Consider the following 19843-nt stretch of genomic DNA (forward strand, 5'->3'; position numbering starts at 1 on the left):
TTTCTTGTCCACCTGCCGATGGACCTCATGTCCGAGCCTCGGGGAGGTTCCGGCAGGCGTAGTGTATCGACGAATCGCACTGTGCGATCACCACTTTGGCATATCTGGCTTCGCCATCCAGCGTACGAAATCAGCCAGCTTTAACGGACGGCTGACCCAGTAACCCTGGAAGAAATGCACGCCGCGATCGCGCAGCCACCGGGCCTGCTCCTGCGTTTCTACGCCTTCAGCAACCGTCAGCATATTGAGGCGTCTGGAGAGTGTCAACACGGCATCCAATACCGGCGACGTCAGCGTCTCGGTACCAATGGCATTGATAAATCCACGGTCAATCTTCAGGTAATCGACCGTAAAACGTTCCAGATAGATAAGGGCACTATGGCCGGTGCCGAAATCATCAATGGCAATTTCGAGTCCGGCAGCATGCAGCCATTCAAAAATTTTCGTGGCTTCGTGCTGATCGAGCATATCGCGTTCGGTGATTTCCAGTACCACCTGAAAATAGTTGGCGGGTAACGAGGCGCTCAGTTCCTGAATATCTGCTTTGAAACTCTCACCATGCAAATGTGAAGGAGCGATGTTGATCCCCAATTTTGCGCCCTTGGGGAGTACTTTTTGCAGGGCAGCGGCATCGCTGGCCACCAGCTTAAAGAGATGCTGCGTGAGTGGCACAATCATTTGCTGCGATTCGGCGTAATGAATAAAGGCATCTGGCGGGATCTCGCCCGTCGTTGGATGACGCCAGCGTAATAAGACTTCTACGCCTTTTACCTCCAGCGTTTGCATCTCCATGACCGGTTGGTAGACCACATAAAACTGATTGTGCTTGATGGCGTTCAGAATATCTTTCCCGGGCCGTAAACGGAGGGTGTAGATGTAGTACCAGACAAGCAGGGCCGCCATAATCCCAGCCATGCATCCCAGCATGAGGGAATACCAGATATCGTTATACGTCCACTCTTCTGCGTACAATCGAACGGTCACCGGCAGGCCGTCAATCGTCGCCTGTCGTGGGGTTGAGGCATCAGGAAGATCGGAGACGGGTATCAGGTGAGCTGAAAATGTCGAAATAGCCGTCTTGCCCACGATAATAGCAATACCGTCAAAATCATCTTGCCGGGCGGTATAGAGAAGATAGGGGGCCAGATTGATGTTCAGTGAACTAAATACGCCGCTATTCGGTAAGGCAGGATGACGATACCAAATCATTATTGCGGGTTTGTCAGGCACCATCGGCGTACCCGGGAGCAGGGCCACATCGATATCGTGGTTGATATTAATCGACGGCATCAGCTCCTGGATGGGGGTGTTCATGGGGCCCGTTGCGGAAGAGCAAAATGCGATGCTGTCTTTTACCAGCAAAAAAGCCCGTACGTTCAGGCTAAAGGCCGCACTGGAGGTTAGTTTCGTGGCAACTTGTTGGCAACTGTCAGTGACCAGGGGTTGTAGTTCATCGGTGGTCGTTTTGAGTTCTGAGAAGTAACTTTTGACGTAATTCTGTATATCGGAGAGCAGCGTGTCGTACTTCACTTCTCGTTTATGCCACGAGACGAAAAATTGCAGTGTGCTGACGAGTAAGGCGACGACGAGCCCCGTTAAAATACAGGTGATCAGGATTTTCCGACCGGAAGAAGAGGCACGTTTGAACATAGTTCTTTATGTTTACCTGCAGTAACTGCTTATTATTAAACCGCTTAATTTGTAAGACTATAGCCTGGATTGACGCTTATCGTGAGATTTTTCTGTTGTGTAAAAGAAAAGCAAAAAGCACCGCCTAAGCAGTGCTTTTGATTTGTCTCATCAGGATAGCCAAGGGATAGCTGCCAAACGAATTAACTGCGACTCAGAACCCGGCGGGCTTCGTTGTAACGCTTTTTCCAGTAAGGCTCGTTCATACTGGAAATAACAACGCCGCTGCTGGTCGAGGCATGTACAAACTGGTTGTTACCGATATAAATACCGACGTGACGGCCCGTAGAGCCCGCACGGAACAGAACCAGATCGCCGGTGCGCAGATTGGTGCGCGAAACGGATTTACCCGTTTCCTGTTGTTCGTAGGTTGAGCGAGGAAGCTCTAAACCAAATTGTTCACGGAATGTACGCTGTACAAAACTTGAACAATCAATCCCTTTCTTAGTGCTGCCGCCAAGGCGGTAACGCACGCCTTTCCAGTCAGCGTATTGGTCCATAATACGAGATTTAACATCGATATTACGTACCATACTTTCAAATTCATCCTGAGAGGCTTGCAGTGAAGAGTTATCTCCATTGCCCACAGCATGCGTCTCAGAATGCATATTCTTGGCGGTGTTCGTTGTGCTACATGCAGAAAGCAGAACCGCAACTGCTATCGCGGGTATGCCCCGCAAGATATATCTCAAAATCGGTTGAGATTTGACCATGTTGTTTGTTTTCCCTTGAAGTCCTTAACGATAAATATCGTTATAAAAAATGCCAAACGTGACGAGACTAATTACCTACGCACGATGAGACAATTCTTTATAGTCAAATCTGTGGTGGAACGCACAAATTTATTCGTAAAGAGAATAATTATCTCGCGAGGCAAAACGAGTTCGAGATTACCCGATCGCCACAGTCATTGCGAGTGATTTTACGTGATTTCTTATAAGAAAAATTGATACAGAAAGTGAATAAACGGTATTGGCTAAATTAAGAACAATTAGGCTGAAAAACACGCAATTCATTCATTTTCAACAGGAATAAGATGACAAGAGAATGACAGTCAGCAAGAGAGATTATCGTCAGATATCATCAGGGAATCAGAAGTATCCCTGATGATGTTAATTACTCTGCGTTATTTGTTTAAAAAATGTTTGTTTTTACCGGGGAGATAATTCGTGAACAGGGTGACCAAACGGTCGCTTAATGGTGTCATTAGCCACCAGGGCAGGCCAATCAAAACGACGGTCATCGAACCGACCACGATATCAGTAAGCCAGTGAGCACCAATCATTACGCGAGGAAAGGCAAAAACCACAGCGATAATAAGGCCGATTAATCCTGCGACTTTTCCGAAATACCGCAGCATAAATGCGGAAAAAATAAGCAGCATCATGCCGTGATCGCCCGGGAAGCTGTCTCTTGACGCATCTTTGGTTGAAATATGCAGCAGCTCGCTGACACGATGAATATTATCCAGCATCAGCGTTGGACTGGCGCGTTTAACCGGAATAAGCGCCTGGCCTAACTGATTTAATACCACCGCCGTGAGCAGCATCACCAGACCAATTGCGATGATACGGCGGCGACCGTCCGGGGTTTCTTTGCGCCAAAAACTCAGCATCAGGGCACCCATTGCCAGCAGCGAGCAGCCGTCAAACGCGCGGTTGTTGGTGATTGCGACAACCCACAGGAACATTGGGCTGTCGACCAGTTTTTGGTTGAAGAAATGGAAAACACCAAAATCGATGGAATACCAGAACCCATGTCCGGCTGGAATATACCAGGACAGAAACAGCGCCAGACCTGCGATATTAAGCAGGAGAATAAAAGGGTATCGGGTTTTCATCGTCGTTCACCATTGCCAAAATCGCAGGCAACCTTACGCGTTAGCGTCTAAACGAAGCTTCAACAATGCACCCTGTAACGCGTTCCAGTCAGTCTCGGTGTCCGAGATGAGTTCAATACGGCTGTCCGGAGGTGCGACGTTTTGGGTCTCAATGTGCCAGTCATCACCCTGACGGTTGATGCGTACCAATCCTTCCTTGATTCGCATGACGCCTTTTACGCGACCTACCGGCGCGAGACGCGACCATTCCAGCAGGCCGATGGTATCGAACACGGTGTCCGCATCGAAAATCCAGCCGCAGGCCTGATGCCCCTGACCGCTGTTGAGACTACGACGCCAGCGCTGCTGTGCCGGCAGGCTCAGTGCCGCCAGCCCTTTTTTGTCGGCATGCTGGTGGGCGTGTGCCGCACTTGTGGGAAGCTCTGCCAGATTCAGACGCGGTAAATCCAGTAACTGCGTGTCAATGTGTCCATGGTCGACATGAACCAACTGACGGTGACCGCCGTAGTGCTGCCACCAGGTTTGCAAGGCATGTTCACTTTCAGCCGTAGCGCGATCGGTTTTGTTGGCGACGATAACGTCAGCGGCGGCCAGCTGGTCGCGGAAATTCTCATTGGCGACGCTTTTTTCATCCAGCAGCAGGCGAGGGTCAAGGATACAGAGTGTCGCGCGCAGATCGATCCACGGTTCGTAAACCGGGGCGGTGAGTAAATCCAAAATCTGTTTTGGATGCCCGAGGCCGGTAGGTTCGATCAATAACCGGTCGGGTTTGCCCTGACGCAGTAACGTATTAAGGCCTACCTGCATCGGCAAACCGTTAACACAACACATGCATCCTCCGGGGATCTCTTTTAGCAGTGCGCCGCTGTCGGCCAACAGCGCTCCGTCAATACCGACTTCGCCAAACTCATTGACCAGCACAGCCCACTTCTCAGCGGGATCTTTGTTGGCGAGTAAATGAAGAATAGAGGTGGTTTTACCGCTGCCGAGAAAACCGGTAATGAGGTTGGTTTTGGTCACGTTGGCTCCAGAATCATCAAATGCTGTTATAGCGTTCAACAATCCTGGCGAAAAAAGGATAAAAAGAGAAGGGCAGAGAGGACGAAGGTGCGCTTCGTCCCGCTGAATGGCAGAAATTGTTAATTTTTTAACGTCTGCATGACGGCCTGATGCGCGCCATATTGCGCAATATTCTGCCAGGCCTGCTCGATAGCTTCGACGAATTGCGGATTTTGCACCAGATCGGGGGCAAAAATCTCGCGCAGGGAAAGCAGTGCGCTGACGCGCTCTGATAGGGAACTGAGCTCGACAAGCGCGCGGATCTTATCACGCAACGGATCGCGCACATCAATGGCTGCACCCGCATCATCAATGCCGCTCACGTAGCGCATCCAGCCCGCAACGCCCAGTGCCAGCAGAGGCCAGTCGCTTTGCCGTGATAAATGTACGCGGATCCCTTCCAGCATTCTTTGCGGCAATTTTTGGCTGCCGTCCATCGCGATTTGCCATGTCTTATGCTTCAGTGCGGGATTGGCAAAACGTTGCAGCAGGCTTTCGGCATACTGATTTAGATCGACGTTAGTGATGTGCAGCGTGGGGGCCTGCTCCGTCATCATCAGACGGTAAGCCGCTTCACGAAAGGCGTTGTCCTGCATGCAATCGCTGATGTGCTGAAACCCGGCCAGATAGCCAAGATAGGCCAGAAATGAGTGACTGCCGTTTAGCATCCGCAGTTTCATCTGTTCCCACGGCAGCACGTCATCAACCATCTGGACACCGGCGGTTTCCCACTGCGGGCGGCCGGCGACAAAATTGTCTTCAATTACCCACTGGATAAACGGCTCACAGCTGATGCCACAGGGGTCAGCGATGCCTAGCGCTTGGGCAATTTCTTCCAGCGATTCGTCGGTTGCGGCAGGGACAATTCTGTCGACCATGGTGCCCGGAAAACTGACCTGCTGTTGTATCCACGTCGCCAGCTCAGGCGAACGTTTTTGCGCCATGCCCAGGATCGCGTTTTTCACCACATGCCCGTTGTCCGGGATGTTATCGCATGAGAGTACGGTAAACGGCGGTAATCCGCGTTCGCGTCGGCGATGCAGGGCTTCGACGATAATGCCCGGCGCTGAGTGCGGTTCATCCGGCGACTGCAAATCATGAATAATGCGTGGGTTTGTGACATCAAGCGACCCGGTGGATGGATCAATACAGTAGCCTTTTTCCGTGATGGTTAACGACACAATCGCCACCTGCGGTTCACAGAATTTTTCAATAATGGCCGCCAGCGAATCCAGCGTGGCGTTCAGGCATTCGTTAACGGCACCTATCACTATCGGTTGATTGCCGTCAGCACCTTTTTCTAACACGGTATACAGATGATCCTGCTCACGAAGCTGGCTCATCAGCCGATCGCCGCTGAACAAGCTGATCTCACAAATCCCCCAGTTTCCTCCCTGCGTATTGAGTACGCGATTGGTCAACAATGCTTGATGAGCACGGTGAAAAGCACCGAAACCAAAATGTACGATCCGCGAGGTTAAGCGTTGGCGATCGTACTGAGGCATCTGTACATTTTTTGGGAGTGAAGCCGAGGCAATTGTCTTCATTAAATACACCTGATTAACCATTAATTAACAATGGCAGTATAAAGTTATATGACAGCAAGTTAAATTGGTGTGCCTTATTTATCCGGGGAATGTGAGCTGGATCAATCAATCATCGGCGTTCAGTTGATCATCCACCCGATGCCTGTATGGTAGTCGTCATGCAGCTAACTTAATTTGGTATAACAACTTGTGAGGTGAAGCAATGGAACAAACCTGGCGTTGGTACGGACCTAACGATCCGGTATCGCTTGATGATGTGCGTCAGGCTGGCGCAACCGGTGTTGTGACCGCCTTGCACCACATTCCTAATGGTGAAGTGTGGCCGGTAGAAGAGATTCAAAAGCGACAGGCTATTTTGGCTGAAAAGGGGCTGACCTGGTCGGTGGTGGAAAGCATTCCCGTTCACGAAGACATCAAAACCCAGTCTGGACAGTATCAAACGTGGATCGCCAATTATCAGCAGAGTATCCGTAATCTGGCGACCTGCGGCATTGATACCGTGTGCTATAACTTCATGCCGATCCTCGACTGGACGCGCACTGACCTTGAATATCAGCTCCCGGACGGTTCTAAAGCCCTGCGCTTCGATCAAATTGCTTTTGCGGCCTTTGAGCTGCATATCCTGCAGCGCCCCGGTGCGGAAGCGGATTACACCGCAGAAGAACAGCGTCAGGCTCTGGACTATTTCAATGCCATGAGCGAAGCCGATGTAGAGAAGCTGACTCGCAATATTATCGCCGGTCTGCCGGGTGCAGAAGAAGGTTATACGCTGGACAAGTTTCGCGCGCGCCTGGCGGAGTATGACGGTATCAGTAAAGACGATCTGCGCAATAATATGGCCGTATTCCTGCGCGCAATTGTGCCGGTAGCTGAAGAAGCAGGCGTGCGCCTGGCCGTGCATCCTGACGATCCGCCGCGCCCGATCCTCGGCCTGCCGCGTATTGTTTCCACCATTGAAGATATGCAGTGGTTGAAAGAAACAGTAGACAGCATCTATAACGGCTTCACCATGTGTACCGGTTCTTACGGTGTACGGGCGGATAACGATCTGGTGAAAATGATTGAAACCTTTGGCGATCGTATTCACTTTACGCATTTGCGTTCGACCTGCCGTGAAGATAACCCGAAAACCTTCCATGAAGGTGCTCACCTGCAGGGCGACGTAGATATGGTCTCTGTGGTGGCGGCGATCCTGCGTGAAGAACAGCGTCGTAAGAAGGCGGGCGATCTGCGTCCTATCCCAATGCGTCCGGATCACGGGCATCAGATGCTGGACGATCTGCACAAGAAAACCAATCCGGGTTACTCCGCAATTGGTCGTCTGAAAGGGCTGGCAGAAGTTCGTGGCGTTGAGCTGGCGCTGAAACAAACGCAGTTCCGCGATCTGCTGTAATGGCATCAACAGGGATTGGGCGAGTAGCTCGATCCCTGTTCTGCCTTCAGGGCTGAATTAACGCCTGCTCCAGCACTCTCAGCACTTTATTGATCTGCGGTAACTGCAACCCGCCAAAACCGAAAAACATCACCCCGGCGTTGTTCTCCTTGCGCCAGATTTCTTCTGAACCATTTTCAATGTCCTGTAACGTATCAAAGCGAACACCTGCCTGCAGGCAGCGCTGTTGCAGCAAGGCGATGACGTCGGGCGAGCGATCGATGTGTAACGAGAGATGCAGGCCCGCCGTTGCGCCGTCAATTTTTCCGTCGGGGAACAGCGCAGAAAGACCGTCCCGGAGAAGCGCGAGCCGGGACGCGTAGCTGCAGGCCAGTTTGCCGAGGTGGGTATAAAAAACCTGATTTTGCATTAACTCAGCGAGAAACTGCTGCAATAACCACTGGCTGCCGTTGTTGTTTAACGCTTTCATATTCTGCACTGCCGGGAGCAGTTCATCCGGGCAAATGAGATAGCCAAGACGCGCACCCGGCCCCAGCGTTTTTGAGAATGTCCCCATATAGATAACCCGATCGTGATAATCCATGGCTTTCAGCGCGGGGAGGGGATTTTCGCCGTACGTAAAAACGGCATCATAATCATCTTCGATAATGTACGCCCCGACACGCTGCGCCCAGGTCAGCAACGACAGACGCCGCTCCACTGAAAGCACGCTCCCCATCGGATACTGATGTGCGGGCGTTACGTAACAAAGTTGGGTTGCATATTCGGGTAATTTATCCGTGCACAGTCCCTGATTATCCACCGCGATAGGCGTAATGTCGGCACCGTAGTAATTAAACAGATGCCAGGCTCCAGAATAACAAGGGGATTCGGTCACAATATGGCACTTTTTCTCCTGACTTGCCGCGTGATGAATAATAAATATTTGGCTGAGCAGTGATAACCCCTCCTGAATTCCGTTGGTAATAATGATGTTTTCTGCGCGAGTATTAATTCCCCGGGATAGATTAAGGTATCTGACCATTTGCTCACGCAATGAAAATAATCCATTTGGTGAATGATATCGGGTAAACAATTGCTCTTTTAGTACGCTGGGAGCATTATTCCATTTTCGCCAGCTTGACCAGGGAAAGGCATTGGGATCGGGGACGCCCATCCGGCAATAAAAATCCCGTCCCATCTCACCGTAAACATCGGTGGAAACGCCTGCAGGCTCAGGCTTTACCGGCGGTGAACCCTGGGCTAACGGTATGTGTGCCGCGGGTGTACGTACTGGTGTAGTGAAGATCACTTCATAGCCAATACCCTGTCGGCTCTTAATCAACCCTGCCGCCATCAATTTTTCATACGCCATAACGACTGTGATTTTGGCCACGTTCAGCGCCTGCGCCTGCTCGCGGATAGAAGGAAGTTTGTCCCCGCACAGCAAATTCCCCCGCTGAATAGCCTGAAAATAAAATTGAAAGATCTGCAATTGCAGCGATGTACGGCTTTCTCTGTTGAGAAACAGTGCCAGCATGAGAAATTCCTTATTAAAACGATAGCCGCATATTACGAGTTTCCATTTTTAACTATTTTGACTCGCCTCATAGAGTGAACGCTGTTCCTATACTCTGCTGCCGGTGTCTCTATTCTCCTTTTTTAATATCCCTTAGCGTGTCGCTATTAAAATAAGGGAGCCAAATATGTCGTGGATGAGAAAGAACGCACTATGGTGGGCATTCGGTGGAGCCGTTGCCATGGCCTTTGCCATTTGGGGAACGTGGCAAGGCGTGCATTACACCAGTAGCACCGAGTTTTGTTTGTCGTGCCATTCGATGCGTACGGTGGGGGAGGAATATCAGACCAGCATACATTTTCGCAATGCCTCCGGCGTGCGTGCCGAGTGTAAGGATTGCCATATTCCACCAGGCATCGTTCCGACGCTTCTGCGCAAAACGGAAGCCTTGAACGATCTCTACCATACGTTTATTTCACCGTCGATTGATACGCCTGAAAAGTTTACCGCCAAGCGGGCAGAACTTGCTCAGCGGGAATGGGCGCGAATGAGCGCCAATAATTCAGCGGCCTGTAAATCCTGCCATAGCTATGAGGCGATGGATCACGGCAAGCAATCGACGAATGCAGCGGCACAAATGACCGCAGCGGCGGCGAAAGACAGCAACTGCATTGACTGTCACAAAGGTATTGCCCATCACAAGCCTGATATGAGTAGCGGCTTTCGCGATCGGTTTAAGCAACTCCAACGCCAGGGAGAGACGCCGTCGGAGGCGACCACGCTGTTTTCGTTAGGCGAGAAAGCCCTGACGGCAACGGCTGGGAGTCCCGCCGGTAAAGCGCTACTTTTTCCGGCCACCGAAGTCAGAGTTCTGAAAAAAGAGGGCAGTAATGTCCAGTTGGAAGTGACGGGGTGGCGTGAAAGCAAAGGTCGTGGGCGGGTGATCACGCAGTTTATGGGCAAACGCGTTTTCTCCGCGGTGCTTGATGATTCCCTGATGGCAAACGTAAAAATTCTGCAAACCCAGGTTGACCCAGATTCGCACCAGCAGTGGCAGCAAGTGAGCGTGACCGCATGGACCTCCGTGCAGGGGCTTATCACCAGTATTGCACCGGTGTGGGAATACTCGGAACAAATGCTGCAATCCACCTGCAGCGCCTGCCACAGCACACCGCCGACCATCCGTTATACCGCCAATGGCTGGATTGCCGGACTAAAAGCGATGTCGACCTATTACCGGCTTAATCCGGTGGAAGAACGCACGCTGTTGAAATACCTCCAGACGCACGCCAGCGATGTGCCTGCCCCCCAATAATAAAGAGGATAATGTATGGATATTCACGATTTTAATCCGTCCCGTCGCCGTTTTCTGAGCGGTATGCTGGCGGTAGGTGCCGCCAGTGCGCTGGCGCCGAACCCGCTGATATCAAAGGTATGGGCGGCAGGAGAAAACCCTGAACAGTGGATCCAGTCCGGCTCGCATTACGGCGCTTTTGAAGCCAAAGTGGTCAACGGCGAGTGGACCGAAACCCGGCCCTTTAAACACGACAAATATCCGTGCGATATGCTGAATGCAGTACGTGAAGTGGTCTACAACCCTTCGCGAGTCCGCTACCCGATGGTCCGTCTAGACTGGTTACGTAAGCGTGAAAAATCAGACCGCAGCCAGCGCGGTGATAACCGTTTTGTGCGGGTCAGTTGGGATCGGGCGCTGGATCTGTTTTACGAAGAGCTGGAACGGGTGCAAAAAAACTACGGATCTTCCGGCGTATTTACCGGGTTGGCCGACTGGCAAATGGTGGGCAAATACCATAAAGCAGGTGGCGCAATGGACAGGGGGCTCGGCCTGCACGGGAGCTATGTCACCACCGTTGGCGACTACTCGGCGGCGGCTGCACAGGTCATCTTGCCGCATGTGATTGGTTCGCTGGAAGTCTACGAGCAGCAAACCTCGCTGCCGCTGGTGATTGAGAATACCCATACCATCGTGTTGTGGGGCTGCGATCCGATTAAGAATTTGCAGATAGAATTCCTGGTACCCGACCACGAAGCGTTTGGCTACTGGCAGCAGATTAAAGAGGCGGTCGCACAGGGCAAAATGCGCGTCATCAGCGTTGATCCGGTGCGCAGTAAATCGCAAAACTATCTGGGTGCTGAACAACTGGCGCTGCGACCGCAAACCGATGTTGCTTTGCTGCTGGCGCTCGCGCACACCTTGTATGAAGAAAAACTGTACGACACGGCATTTATTAACGATTACACCGTCGGCTTTGAACAGTTTTTACCGTACCTGACGGGCGAGACTGACAAGCAGCCGAAAAATGCCGAGTGGGCAGCCCAAATCTGTGGCCTGAGCGCAGAACAGATCCGCGACTTCGCTCGCCTGCTGGTGAAAGGCCGCACGCAGTTTATGGGCGGCTGGTGCGTCCAGCGTATGCACCACGGAGAGCAGTATCCCTGGATGCTGGTGGTGCTGGCGAGCATGGTCGGACAAATTGGTTTACCGGGCGGCGGCGTAGGATTTGGCTGGCACTACAACGGCGGTGGAACGGTAACGTCGGTCGGGCCTGTGCTGTCGGGGCTGGGAAGTATTAACAATCCCCCAGAGGCGAAATATAAAGCGGATTTTCGTGGCGCATCGGCGCATATTCCCACCTCGCGTATCGTCGACTGCCTGCTTGCGCCGGGTAAGAAAATTGCCTTCAACGGTGAAACGTTAACCTGGCCTGATATCAAAATGGCCGTCTACAGCGCGGCCAATCCGTTCCATGCGCAGCAGGATCGCAACCGCATGATTGAGGCATGGAAGAAGCTGGAAACCGTCGTGGTGTTAGATCACCAATGGACTGCATCCTGTCGTTTTGCCGATATTGTCCTGCCCGTCACCACGCGTTTTGAGCGTAACGACATTGAGCAGTTTGGCACCCATTCGAATAAAGGGCTGATGGCGCTGCATCAGGTAGTCAAACCACAATTTGAAGCGCGTCATGACTTTGATGTGTTTGCCGGGCTGTGTAAGCGCTTTGATAAAGAAGCGGTATACCGTGAAAACCGCGATGAAATGCAGTGGGTACAAGCGCTTTATGACGAAGGCGTGAAGATGGGCGCGTCTCTCGGCGTTACCTTACCGGACTTTAACACCTTCTGGAAAGGGGACGGATACGTTGAATATCCGGCGGGGCAGCCGTGGGTGCGTCACGGTGAGTTCCGCGACCAGCCCGATCTTAATCCGTTAGGCACCCCGTCGGGGCTTATTGAAATCTACAGTAAAACCATCGCGGGTTTTCAATATGAAGATTGTCCAGGACACCCGGTGTGGATGGAGCCGTTTGAACGTAGCCATCAGGGCAAGACGAATAAATATCCGCTGCATCTGCAATCCTGTCACCCGGACAAGCGTCTGCACTCGCAGTTATGCTCAAGCGAGGCGTTTCGTAACACCTACGCGGTGGCCGGCAGAGAACCGCTCTACATCAGCGAGCAGGATGCAACCGCCCGCGGTTTAAAAGCCGGAGATATTGCTCGCGTCTTTAACGCCCGAGGTCAGGTGCTGGCGGGCGTAGTGATTAGCGCCGATTTTCCCGCTGGCGTGATCCGCATTCATGAGGGCGCGTGGTATTCCCCGCAGGAAGGCGGGAAAGCCGGGACGCTATGCACCTATGGCGATCCGAATGTCCTGAGTGCGGATATTGGAACATCGCAGCTGGCGCAAGGCCCTTCCGCGCATAGCGTGCTGGTAGAAGTTGAACGCTACCAGCAGAAGGCCCCGCAGGTGACGGCTTTCGGTGGTCCTGAGACAGTGAAAGAGGAGGGGGCCAGTGCCGCATAATCACATTCATCAGCAACGGGCCGCGGTGTATCAGTGGTTTTCGCAACTGCTGTTTCGTGAGCTGGACGAGAAGCAATTAGCCCGTCTTGAGAGCGAGGAGAGCCGGGAGTGGATGACCTCACTGACGGGGATCCCCGGACTGGCTGCTGACGTCAAAAAGTTAGAGCGTAGTCTGGCTCAGATACTGCGGCGCGAATGCCGACAACTGGAGCTGGCGGCCGATTTTGCTTCACTGTTTTTGCTGGCCCCTCCACAGAGCGTGTCGCCTTATGCAGGGCATTACCCGCACACGACGGCACCTGAAGAACGACGGCAAATGAATGTGCTGTTAGTCGAACAGGGACTGGCTGCGCGGGAAAATGAACCTGCCGATCATATTGCGGTACAGCTGGCATTAATGGCGAGAATGGTGGGCAAAGAGCAGAGCGTCTCTGAGCAATATTACTTTTTGCATCATCATATTATGTGCTGGGCATCATTGTTCCGGGATAGCTGTAAGCATCGCGACGGCAAGGGCTTTTACCCTCAGGCGGTTAATGTCATCGTGCGTTTTATGCGCGAGGATGAGCAGTATCTGGAATCATTATTGATGGATGATTTTTATCTCAGCAGTCAGCGCTGAAAACAGCAAAGGGACAGCCTGTGCTGTCCCTTTTAGTCTGTGTCTTAGCAGAAACGTTAGTCTGCACGCCCCATATAACGGCGTTCTTCGATATGAATGCGGATTTTCTCACCGGCACTCAGATACTCAGGAACCAGGATCACCAGGCCGGTGGTCAGGGTGGCTGGCTTGTTACGTGCACTGGCTGACGCACCTTTAATGCCAGGTGAGGTTTCAACAATCTCAAGGTCTACGGTCTGCGGCAGTTCAAGCGCCAGCAGTTGGCCGTCCCAGGTCAGCACCTGCATGTCCGGCATTCCGCCTTCCGGGATAAACAGCAACTCTTCTTCGATCTGGTCTTTGGTGAAGGTATACGGGGTATAGTCTTCTTTATCCATAAAGACATATTCGTTGCCATCGACGTAAGAGAAATCAACGCCACGACGGCTCAGGGTGACGGTATCCACGATATCGTCGCCTTTGAAGCGCTCTTCGACTTTCAGGCCGGTACGGACATCAGAAAAACGCATTTTGTACAGCGTGGCTGCACCACGCGCGCTCGGTGATTGAATATCAATATCTTTTACAATCAGCAGCTTGCCGTTGTAGTTCAGTACCATACCTTTTTTAATTTCGTTCGCTCTTGGCATCGAAAAAATCCTGTAGTGAGGAGTGTCTAAAATATCGCGTCAAACTACTCGCGCCGGGTCATTCAGGCAAGCGGAATTCGCACTTTTGCGGGTGCAAAAAAGGTGGTACTGTTCGCTACCTACACAATCCGCGGGTTTACCTTAAAGAGAATATTGTATGGAATGCCGTCCGGATTGTGGCGCATGTTGCACTGCGCCTTCTATCTCCAGCCCTATCCCCGGCATGCCTGAGGGCAAGCCCGCCAATACGCCATGCGTTCAGCTTGATGAATTCCTGCGCTGTAAAATTTTTGGTTCCACACTGCGGCCAAAAGTGTGTGCAGGCTTACAGCCCAGCGCTGAAATGTGTGGTCAGACAACGCGCCAGGCTATGGTGTACCTTATTGAGCTTGAAGCGCTCACCGCACCTTAAACGTCTTTGATCCGCGCCAGGCAAAAGACCGTGGCGATAATCATCACCAGCGCAAACCAGAACACCGCATGGTAGTTCCAGATTTCAGCGGCAATACCGGCCAGCGATCCGGCAATAATCCAGCCCACGCGGATGGTGTTGGTGTAAAGAGTGGTTGCAGAACCCGCCTGTCCTGGCATTAAGTCCTGGAAATAGAGCATGCCAATACCGCCGAGGATACCGATGTAAATCGCGTTCAGCAGCTGCAAGCTGAGCAGAATGACCGGCGAATGCGCCAACAGCATTCCGGCATAAAAGAAGAAACCGGCGACCACGGCGATCCGCATCAACAAACGCTTGCCCAGACGTTTAGCAAAGTATCCGGCAATGAGCATCGTCGGTATTTCCAGCCCGGCGGCGGTGCCCATCATAATGCCTGCGAGTTTTTCCGGCAGATGCAGTTCGTTGATGATAAACAGTGGCATATTAATGATGTACAGGCTGTTGGTGCCCCACATTAATGTGCAGATAGCGAACAGCAACAGCGTATCGCGCCGGTTACGACGCGGGGCTTCCACCGCGCCCGTGGCGAGGGAGGCATTTTTGTTCATCGACGGTAAGAACAACCACACCATGACGCCGCAGACGATAAACGCAACGGCGGCACTCAGATACATCACCGTAAAGCTGAAACCCATAGCCAGCGCGTAAGCTAACGGCGGGCCAATCACCCATGCCAGCGAAACCTGAGCACGCAAAATAGAGCTGAACATGACGGCTTCCCGGCCCGTGCGGTCAGCATGCTCGCGGGCGAGGGCAAACATTTGCGGGTTAGCGGTCGATCCAAAGCTACTGAGGAAGACGCCGACAAACAGCAAAATAAAATAGTTACGGTTCCAGGCAAACAGCACACAGGCCAGCATCCCCAGTACGCAGCAAAAAACGATCAGATTTTTGCGATCGCCCTTCTTATCAGAACGCCCAGCTAAAAACTGGCTTACCAGGATGCCGATGACAGCGCTACCGGTAAAAAAGAAACCGACCATACCCGGACGGGCATGAACTTCATCGGTCAGAAAAAGGCTGAGCGTAGGGGTCTGCAATGCGCCGGCGATACCCGTAAGAAAAGCGACAAGCAGGAACGCCGAAGACGTTAAATCAAACGACTTGGGGGAGGCGGCTACCGGGGTGTTATGCATGTTTCAATATCTGTGATGTGAAGAGACGCGGAGTTTACGCTGCCTGTCAGAAAATAAACAGGGCGCGAAATCAAAATCGGCATGAAAAATCAAAATAGCATTTCAGTCTCTAAAAACAGTCTGCTGACGATGCTGAAATCGATAACTTAGCTTCCTTTCTATGTCAGCAATTATTGATGCACAGAAGAAAAAATGTGCGTTATATCTAAATTCAGCAAGCAAATTGCTAACTTTACTTGCGTGCTGAAGCAGAAAGCGCAAAACTTCTTGAAACGTTTCAGCGTCATCTTTTCTTAAGTGTTGGAGTTGGGTGGCGCCTTTTTTCTCATGTTAGCTGAATCGTTTCAATTCGGCAGGAGAGGAGAACCATGTTCCAGTTATCTGTTCAGGATATTCACCCGGGCGAACAGGCCGGAAATAAAGAAGAGGCCATTCGCCAGGTTGCTGCCGCGTTAGTGCAGGCTGGCAACGTGGCGGAAGGCTACGTCAACGGCATGCTGGCGCGCGAGCAGCAAACATCTACTTTCCTCGGCAACGGTATTGCTATTCCTCACGGTACCACGGACACCCGTGATCAGGTGTTGAAAACCGGGGTGCAGGTATTCCAGTTTCCGCAAGGTATTACCTGGGGTGAAGACCAGGTTGCATATGTGGCTATTGGTATTGCGGCCAGCTCCGACGAACATCTGGGTTTGCTGCGTCAGCTGACACACGTACTCAGCGATGATTCGGTGGCTGAACAGCTGAAATCCGCCACCACCGCAGAAGAACTGCGCGCGTTGCTGATGGGTGAAAAGCAGAGTGAACAGCTCAAGCTCGACAACGACATGCTGTCGCTGGACGTGGTCGCCGGTTCGCTGGTCACGCTGCAAGCCCTGAACGCCGCGCGTCTGAAAGAAGCGGGTGCGGTTGATGCTAACTTTGTTGCCACGGCTATCAATGAGCAACCGCTGAACCTCGGCCAGGGGATTTGGCTGAATGATTGTGCTCAAGGCAATCTGCGAAGCGCAGTTGCGCTCAGCCGAGCGGCAAATGCCTTCGACGTAGAAGGCGAGACGGCCGCGCTATTGGTGACCGTCGCGATGAATGACGATCAGCCCGTGGCAGTGCTCAAGCGCCTTAGCGATTTGCTGCTGGAAAATAAAGCTGACCGCTTGCTGAAAGCGGATGCAGCGACCGTACTGGCCCTGCTGACCAGTGATGATGCGTTAACTGATGATGTGCTGAGCGCAGAGTTTGTTGTGCGCAATGAGCATGGTTTACACGCCCGTCCGGGCACCATGCTGGTGAATACCATTAAACAATTTAACAGTGAAATTACCGTGACAAATCTTGATGGAACCGGAAAACCGGCAAATGGACGCAGTCTGATGAAAGTTGTGGCGCTGGGCGTGAAGAAAGGACATCACCTGCGCTTTACCGCCCAGGGCGAAGATGCTGAACAGGCGCTGAAAGCGATTGGCGAGGCCATCGCAGCCGGTCTTGGGGAGGGCGCATAATGAGCAGACGTGTCGCAACTATTACCCTGAATCCAGCCTATGACCTGGTCGGCTTTTGTCCGGAAATTGAACGCGGTGAAGTGAACCTGGTAAAAACGACCGGCCTGCATGCCGCGGGTAAAGGCATCAACGTTGCCAAGGTACTGAAAGACCTGGGGATCGACGTCACGGTGGGTGGTTTTCTGGGTAAAGATAACCAGGATGGCTTTCAGCAGTTGTTCAGCGAACTGGGGATTGCCAACCGTTTTCAGGTGGTGCAGGGGCGTACCCGTATTAACGTCAAGCTGACTGAAAAAGACGGTGAAGTTTCTGACTTCAATTTTTCCGGTTTTGAAGTCACCCCGGCGGACTGGGAACGCTTTGTGAATGACTCCCTGAGCTGGTTGGGCCAATTCGACATGGTCTGCGTCAGCGGCAGTTTGCCAACCGGCGTGAGTCCGGAAGCCTTCACCGACTGGATGACGCGCCTGCGCAGTCAGTGTCCATGCATTATCTTTGATAGTAGTCGTGAAGCGCTGGTTGCAGGTTTGAAAGCGGCGCCATGGCTGGTGAAACCCAACCGTCGTGAGCTGGAAATCTGGGCGGGCCGTAAGCTGCCAGAAATGAAAGATGTGATTGAAGCTGCGCATGCGCTGCGTGAGCAGGGTATTGCGCATGTGGTGATTTCCCTCGGTGCGGAAGGTGCATTGTGGGTTAACGCTTCTGGCGAATGGATTGCTAAACCGCCGTCAGTTGAGGTTGTCAGCACCGTAGGCGCAGGGGATTCGATGGTTGGCGGTCTGATTTATGGCCTGCTGATGCGTGAGTCCAGCGAACACACTCTGCGTCTGGCGACTGCCGTTGCCGCCCTGGCGGTAAGCCAAAGCAATGTCGGCATTACCGATCGTCCTCAGTTGGCCGCGATGATGGCGCGCGTCGACTTAAAACCGTTTAACTGACAGCAGGAGAGGCATAATGAAAACGCTGCTGATTATTGACGCTAATCTCGGCCAGGCTCGCGCTTACATGGCGAAAACCCTGCTTGGAGCGGCGGCACAAAAAGCGCATCTGGATATTATCGATAATCCGAATGATGCAGAGATGGCGATTGTCCTGGGTGACACCCTCCCTAACGACAGTGCGCTGAACGGCAAAAAAGTTTGGCTGGGAGATATCTCCCGTGCGGTGGCGCATCCTGAACTGTTCCTGAGCGAAGCGAAAGGTCATGCGAAACCCTACAGCGCACCGGTTGCGGCAGCGCCTGTAGCTAGCAGTGGCCCCAAACGCGTGGTGGCGGTAACGGCCTGTCCGACCGGCGTGGCGCATACGTTTATGGCGGCGGAAGCCATTGAAACTGAAGCCAAAAAACGCGGCTGGTGGGTGAAGGTTGAAACCCGTGGTTCAGTAGGCGCAGGCAATGCGATCACCCCGGAAGAGGTGGCGCAGGCCGATCTGGTGATTGTGGCGGCGGATATTGAAGTTGATCTGGCGAAATTTGCCGGAAAACCGATGTACCGCACCTCTACCGGACTGGCGCTGAAGAAAACCAAGCAAGAGCTGGATAAAGCCGTAGACGAAGCGACGCCGTACCAGCCTGTAGGGAATGGGCAGTCCGGAGCAACAGAAGGTAAGAAAGAGAGCGCAGGTGCATACCGTCACCTGCTGACCGGCGTGTCTTACATGCTGCCGATGGTGGTTGCCGGTGGTCTGTGTATTGCACTGTCTTTTGCCTTTGGTATTAAAGCATTTGAAGAGCCGGGCACACTGGCTGCGGCGTTGATGCAAATTGGCGGCGGTTCAGCCTTTGCGCTCATGGTGCCGGTTCTGGCGGGTTATATTGCATTTTCCATCGCTGACCGTCCCGGTCTGACGCCGGGTCTTATCGGCGGTATGCTGGCGGTTAGTACAGGTTCTGGCTTTATTGGTGGGATTATCGCCGGTTTCCTTGCCGGTTACGTGGCGAAACTCATCAGCACCAAGCTGAAGCTGCCGCAAAGTATGGAAGCGCTGAAACCAATCCTGATCATTCCGCTGCTATCGAGCCTGGTGGTTGGGCTGGCAATGATTTACCTGATTGGTAAACCGGTTGCCGGTATTCTGGAAAGCCTGACCCACTGGCTGCAAACCATGGGAACGGCGAACGCAGTGCTGCTTGGGGCGATTCTTGGCGGCATGATGTGTACCGACATGGGCGGTCCGGTCAACAAAGCGGCGTATGCTTTCGGTGTCGGCCTGCTCAGTACGCAGACGTATGCACCGATGGCGGCTATTATGGCGGCGGGGATGGTTCCCCCTCTGGCGCTGGGTCTGGCTACGCTGGTGGCGCGTCGTAAATTCGACAACGCACAGCGTGAAGGGGGCAAAGCGGCTCTGGTGCTGGGCCTGTGCTTCATCACCGAAGGGGCGATCCCGTTCGCCGCCCGTGACCCGATGCGTGTGCTGCCATGCTGCATCGTCGGTGGCGCGTTGACCGGCGCACTGTCGATGGCGGTGGGTGCGAAGCTGATGGCGCCTCACGGCGGCCTGTTTGTGCTGCTGATCCCTGGCGCGATTACGCCGGTAGTGGGATACCTGCTGGCGATTATTGCCGGTACGCTGGTAGCGGGTCTGTCTTATGCCTTCCTGAAACGTCCAGAAGAGGACGCGGTGGCGAAAGCATAATTTCTGCT

The 19843-nt window shown here is 52.8% G+C and carries 16 protein-coding genes; 8 read left to right on the plus strand and 8 right to left on the minus strand.

The window, feature by feature from the left end:
* Positions 1-87: 87 nt before the first annotated feature.
* From FCH32_RS02115 to FCH32_RS02135, 5 genes are all read right to left on the minus strand, one after another.
* Entirely contained in the window at positions 88-1650 is a 1563-nt protein-coding gene (locus FCH32_RS02115; RefSeq protein WP_174360406.1) for a cyclic di-GMP phosphodiesterase, read from the minus strand.
* 182 nt (positions 1651-1832) lie between these two features.
* The gene (gene mepS, locus FCH32_RS02120) at positions 1833-2402 is read right to left on the minus strand and encodes a bifunctional murein DD-endopeptidase/murein LD-carboxypeptidase (protein ID WP_096756458.1); all 570 of its coding nucleotides are present in this window, start codon (positions 2400-2402) and stop codon (positions 1833-1835) included.
* A 413-nt stretch (positions 2403-2815) separates the two neighbouring features.
* A complete protein-coding gene (locus FCH32_RS02125; RefSeq protein WP_115258012.1) occupies positions 2816-3529 on the minus strand; it encodes a phosphatase PAP2 family protein in 714 nt (237 codons plus the stop codon).
* A gap of 33 nt (positions 3530-3562) precedes the next feature.
* Positions 3563-4549 (minus strand): CobW family GTP-binding protein, encoded by a 987-nt coding sequence (locus tag FCH32_RS02130; RefSeq protein ID WP_135911721.1) that lies wholly within the window; start codon positions 4547-4549, stop codon positions 3563-3565.
* 119 nt (positions 4550-4668) lie between these two features.
* Positions 4669-6135 (minus strand): mannitol dehydrogenase family protein, encoded by a 1467-nt coding sequence (locus FCH32_RS02135; protein ID WP_174360407.1) that lies wholly within the window; start codon positions 6133-6135, stop codon positions 4669-4671.
* Positions 6136-6337: 202 nt separating this feature from the next.
* Here FCH32_RS02135 and uxuA point away from each other — a divergent pair, with 202 nt between their 5' ends.
* A complete protein-coding gene (gene uxuA / locus FCH32_RS02140; protein ID WP_117343452.1) occupies positions 6338-7528 on the plus strand; it encodes a mannonate dehydratase in 1191 nt (396 codons plus the stop codon).
* Between the two features lie 46 nt (positions 7529-7574).
* On the opposite strand, the gene pdxR is transcribed toward uxuA, so the two are convergent.
* Positions 7575-9047, minus strand: coding sequence for a MocR-like pyridoxine biosynthesis transcription factor PdxR (gene pdxR / locus FCH32_RS02145; protein WP_137362808.1), 1473 nt, complete (start codon positions 9045-9047; stop codon positions 7575-7577).
* Positions 9048-9213: 166 nt separating this feature from the next.
* Between pdxR and torC the strand changes: the two genes are divergently transcribed.
* The 3 genes from torC to torD are packed head-to-tail and all read left to right on the plus strand — an operon-like array spanning position 9214 to position 13477.
* Positions 9214-10341, plus strand: a complete 1128-nt coding sequence (gene torC / locus FCH32_RS02150) for a pentaheme c-type cytochrome TorC (RefSeq protein WP_174360408.1) — start codon at positions 9214-9216, stop codon at positions 10339-10341.
* 15 nt (positions 10342-10356) lie between these two features.
* Positions 10357-12855 (plus strand): trimethylamine-N-oxide reductase TorA, encoded by a 2499-nt coding sequence (torA, locus tag FCH32_RS02155; RefSeq protein ID WP_174360409.1) that lies wholly within the window; start codon positions 10357-10359, stop codon positions 12853-12855.
* Complete coding sequence (gene torD, locus FCH32_RS02160; RefSeq protein WP_174360410.1) at positions 12845-13477, plus strand: molecular chaperone TorD; 633 nt, start codon at positions 12845-12847, stop codon at positions 13475-13477. Before torA ends, torD begins: the two co-directional genes overlap by 11 nt.
* A gap of 56 nt (positions 13478-13533) precedes the next feature.
* Here torD and yeiP read toward each other — a convergent pair whose 3' ends face one another.
* Positions 13534-14106: an elongation factor P-like protein YeiP gene (gene yeiP, locus FCH32_RS02165; RefSeq protein WP_096756467.1), complete on the minus strand. Its 573-nt coding sequence runs from the start codon at positions 14104-14106 to the stop codon at positions 13534-13536.
* 157 nt (positions 14107-14263) lie between these two features.
* Between yeiP and FCH32_RS02170 the strand changes: the two genes are divergently transcribed.
* Positions 14264-14518, plus strand: coding sequence for a YkgJ family cysteine cluster protein (locus tag FCH32_RS02170; protein WP_115258019.1), 255 nt, complete (start codon positions 14264-14266; stop codon positions 14516-14518).
* On the opposite strand, the gene setB is transcribed toward FCH32_RS02170, so the two are convergent.
* Positions 14515-15696, minus strand: coding sequence for a sugar efflux transporter SetB (setB, locus tag FCH32_RS02175; RefSeq protein ID WP_117343457.1), 1182 nt, complete (start codon positions 15694-15696; stop codon positions 14515-14517). The genes FCH32_RS02170 and setB overlap by 4 nt on opposite strands.
* Before the next feature lie 368 nt (positions 15697-16064).
* Between setB and fruB the strand changes: the two genes are divergently transcribed.
* The 3 genes from fruB to fruA are packed head-to-tail and all read left to right on the plus strand — an operon-like array spanning position 16065 to position 19835.
* Positions 16065-17195 (plus strand): fused PTS fructose transporter subunit IIA/HPr protein, encoded by a 1131-nt coding sequence (fruB, locus tag FCH32_RS02180; protein ID WP_096756470.1) that lies wholly within the window; start codon positions 16065-16067, stop codon positions 17193-17195.
* Complete coding sequence (gene fruK / locus FCH32_RS02185; RefSeq protein ID WP_003834544.1) at positions 17195-18133, plus strand: 1-phosphofructokinase; 939 nt, start codon at positions 17195-17197, stop codon at positions 18131-18133. Before fruB ends, fruK begins: the two co-directional genes overlap by 1 nt.
* 16 nt (positions 18134-18149) lie before the next feature.
* Positions 18150-19835, plus strand: coding sequence for a PTS fructose transporter subunit IIBC (gene fruA / locus FCH32_RS02190; protein WP_117343459.1), 1686 nt, complete (start codon positions 18150-18152; stop codon positions 19833-19835).
* Positions 19836-19843 lie beyond the last annotated feature (8 nt).

This window comes from Citrobacter gillenii (genome assembly GCF_013337685.1).
Classification (GTDB): domain Bacteria; phylum Pseudomonadota; class Gammaproteobacteria; order Enterobacterales; family Enterobacteriaceae; genus Citrobacter; species Citrobacter gillenii.

Coding starts and splice junctions, on each gene's coding strand:
- FCH32_RS02125 (WP_115258012.1), bottom strand. CDS start 3,529: ATGAAAACCCGATACCCTTTTATTCTCCTGCTTAATATCGCAGGTCTG.
- uxuA (WP_117343452.1), top strand. CDS start 6,338: ATGGAACAAACCTGGCGTTGGTACGGACCTAACGATCCGGTATCGCTT.
- torC (WP_174360408.1), top strand. CDS start 9,214: ATGTCGTGGATGAGAAAGAACGCACTATGGTGGGCATTCGGTGGAGCC.
- FCH32_RS02115 (WP_174360406.1), bottom strand. CDS start 1,650: ATGTTCAAACGTGCCTCTTCTTCCGGTCGGAAAATCCTGATCACCTGT.
- torA (WP_174360409.1), top strand. CDS start 10,357: ATGGATATTCACGATTTTAATCCGTCCCGTCGCCGTTTTCTGAGCGGT.
- fruB (WP_096756470.1), top strand. CDS start 16,065: ATGTTCCAGTTATCTGTTCAGGATATTCACCCGGGCGAACAGGCCGGA.
- fruA (WP_117343459.1), top strand. CDS start 18,150: ATGAAAACGCTGCTGATTATTGACGCTAATCTCGGCCAGGCTCGCGCT.
- FCH32_RS02170 (WP_115258019.1), top strand. CDS start 14,264: ATGGAATGCCGTCCGGATTGTGGCGCATGTTGCACTGCGCCTTCTATC.
- FCH32_RS02135 (WP_174360407.1), bottom strand. CDS start 6,135: ATGAAGACAATTGCCTCGGCTTCACTCCCAAAAAATGTACAGATGCCT.
- fruK (WP_003834544.1), top strand. CDS start 17,195: ATGAGCAGACGTGTCGCAACTATTACCCTGAATCCAGCCTATGACCTG.
- setB (WP_117343457.1), bottom strand. CDS start 15,696: ATGCATAACACCCCGGTAGCCGCCTCCCCCAAGTCGTTTGATTTAACG.
- yeiP (WP_096756467.1), bottom strand. CDS start 14,106: ATGCCAAGAGCGAACGAAATTAAAAAAGGTATGGTACTGAACTACAAC.
- mepS (WP_096756458.1), bottom strand. CDS start 2,402: ATGGTCAAATCTCAACCGATTTTGAGATATATCTTGCGGGGCATACCC.
- pdxR (WP_137362808.1), bottom strand. CDS start 9,047: ATGCTGGCACTGTTTCTCAACAGAGAAAGCCGTACATCGCTGCAATTG.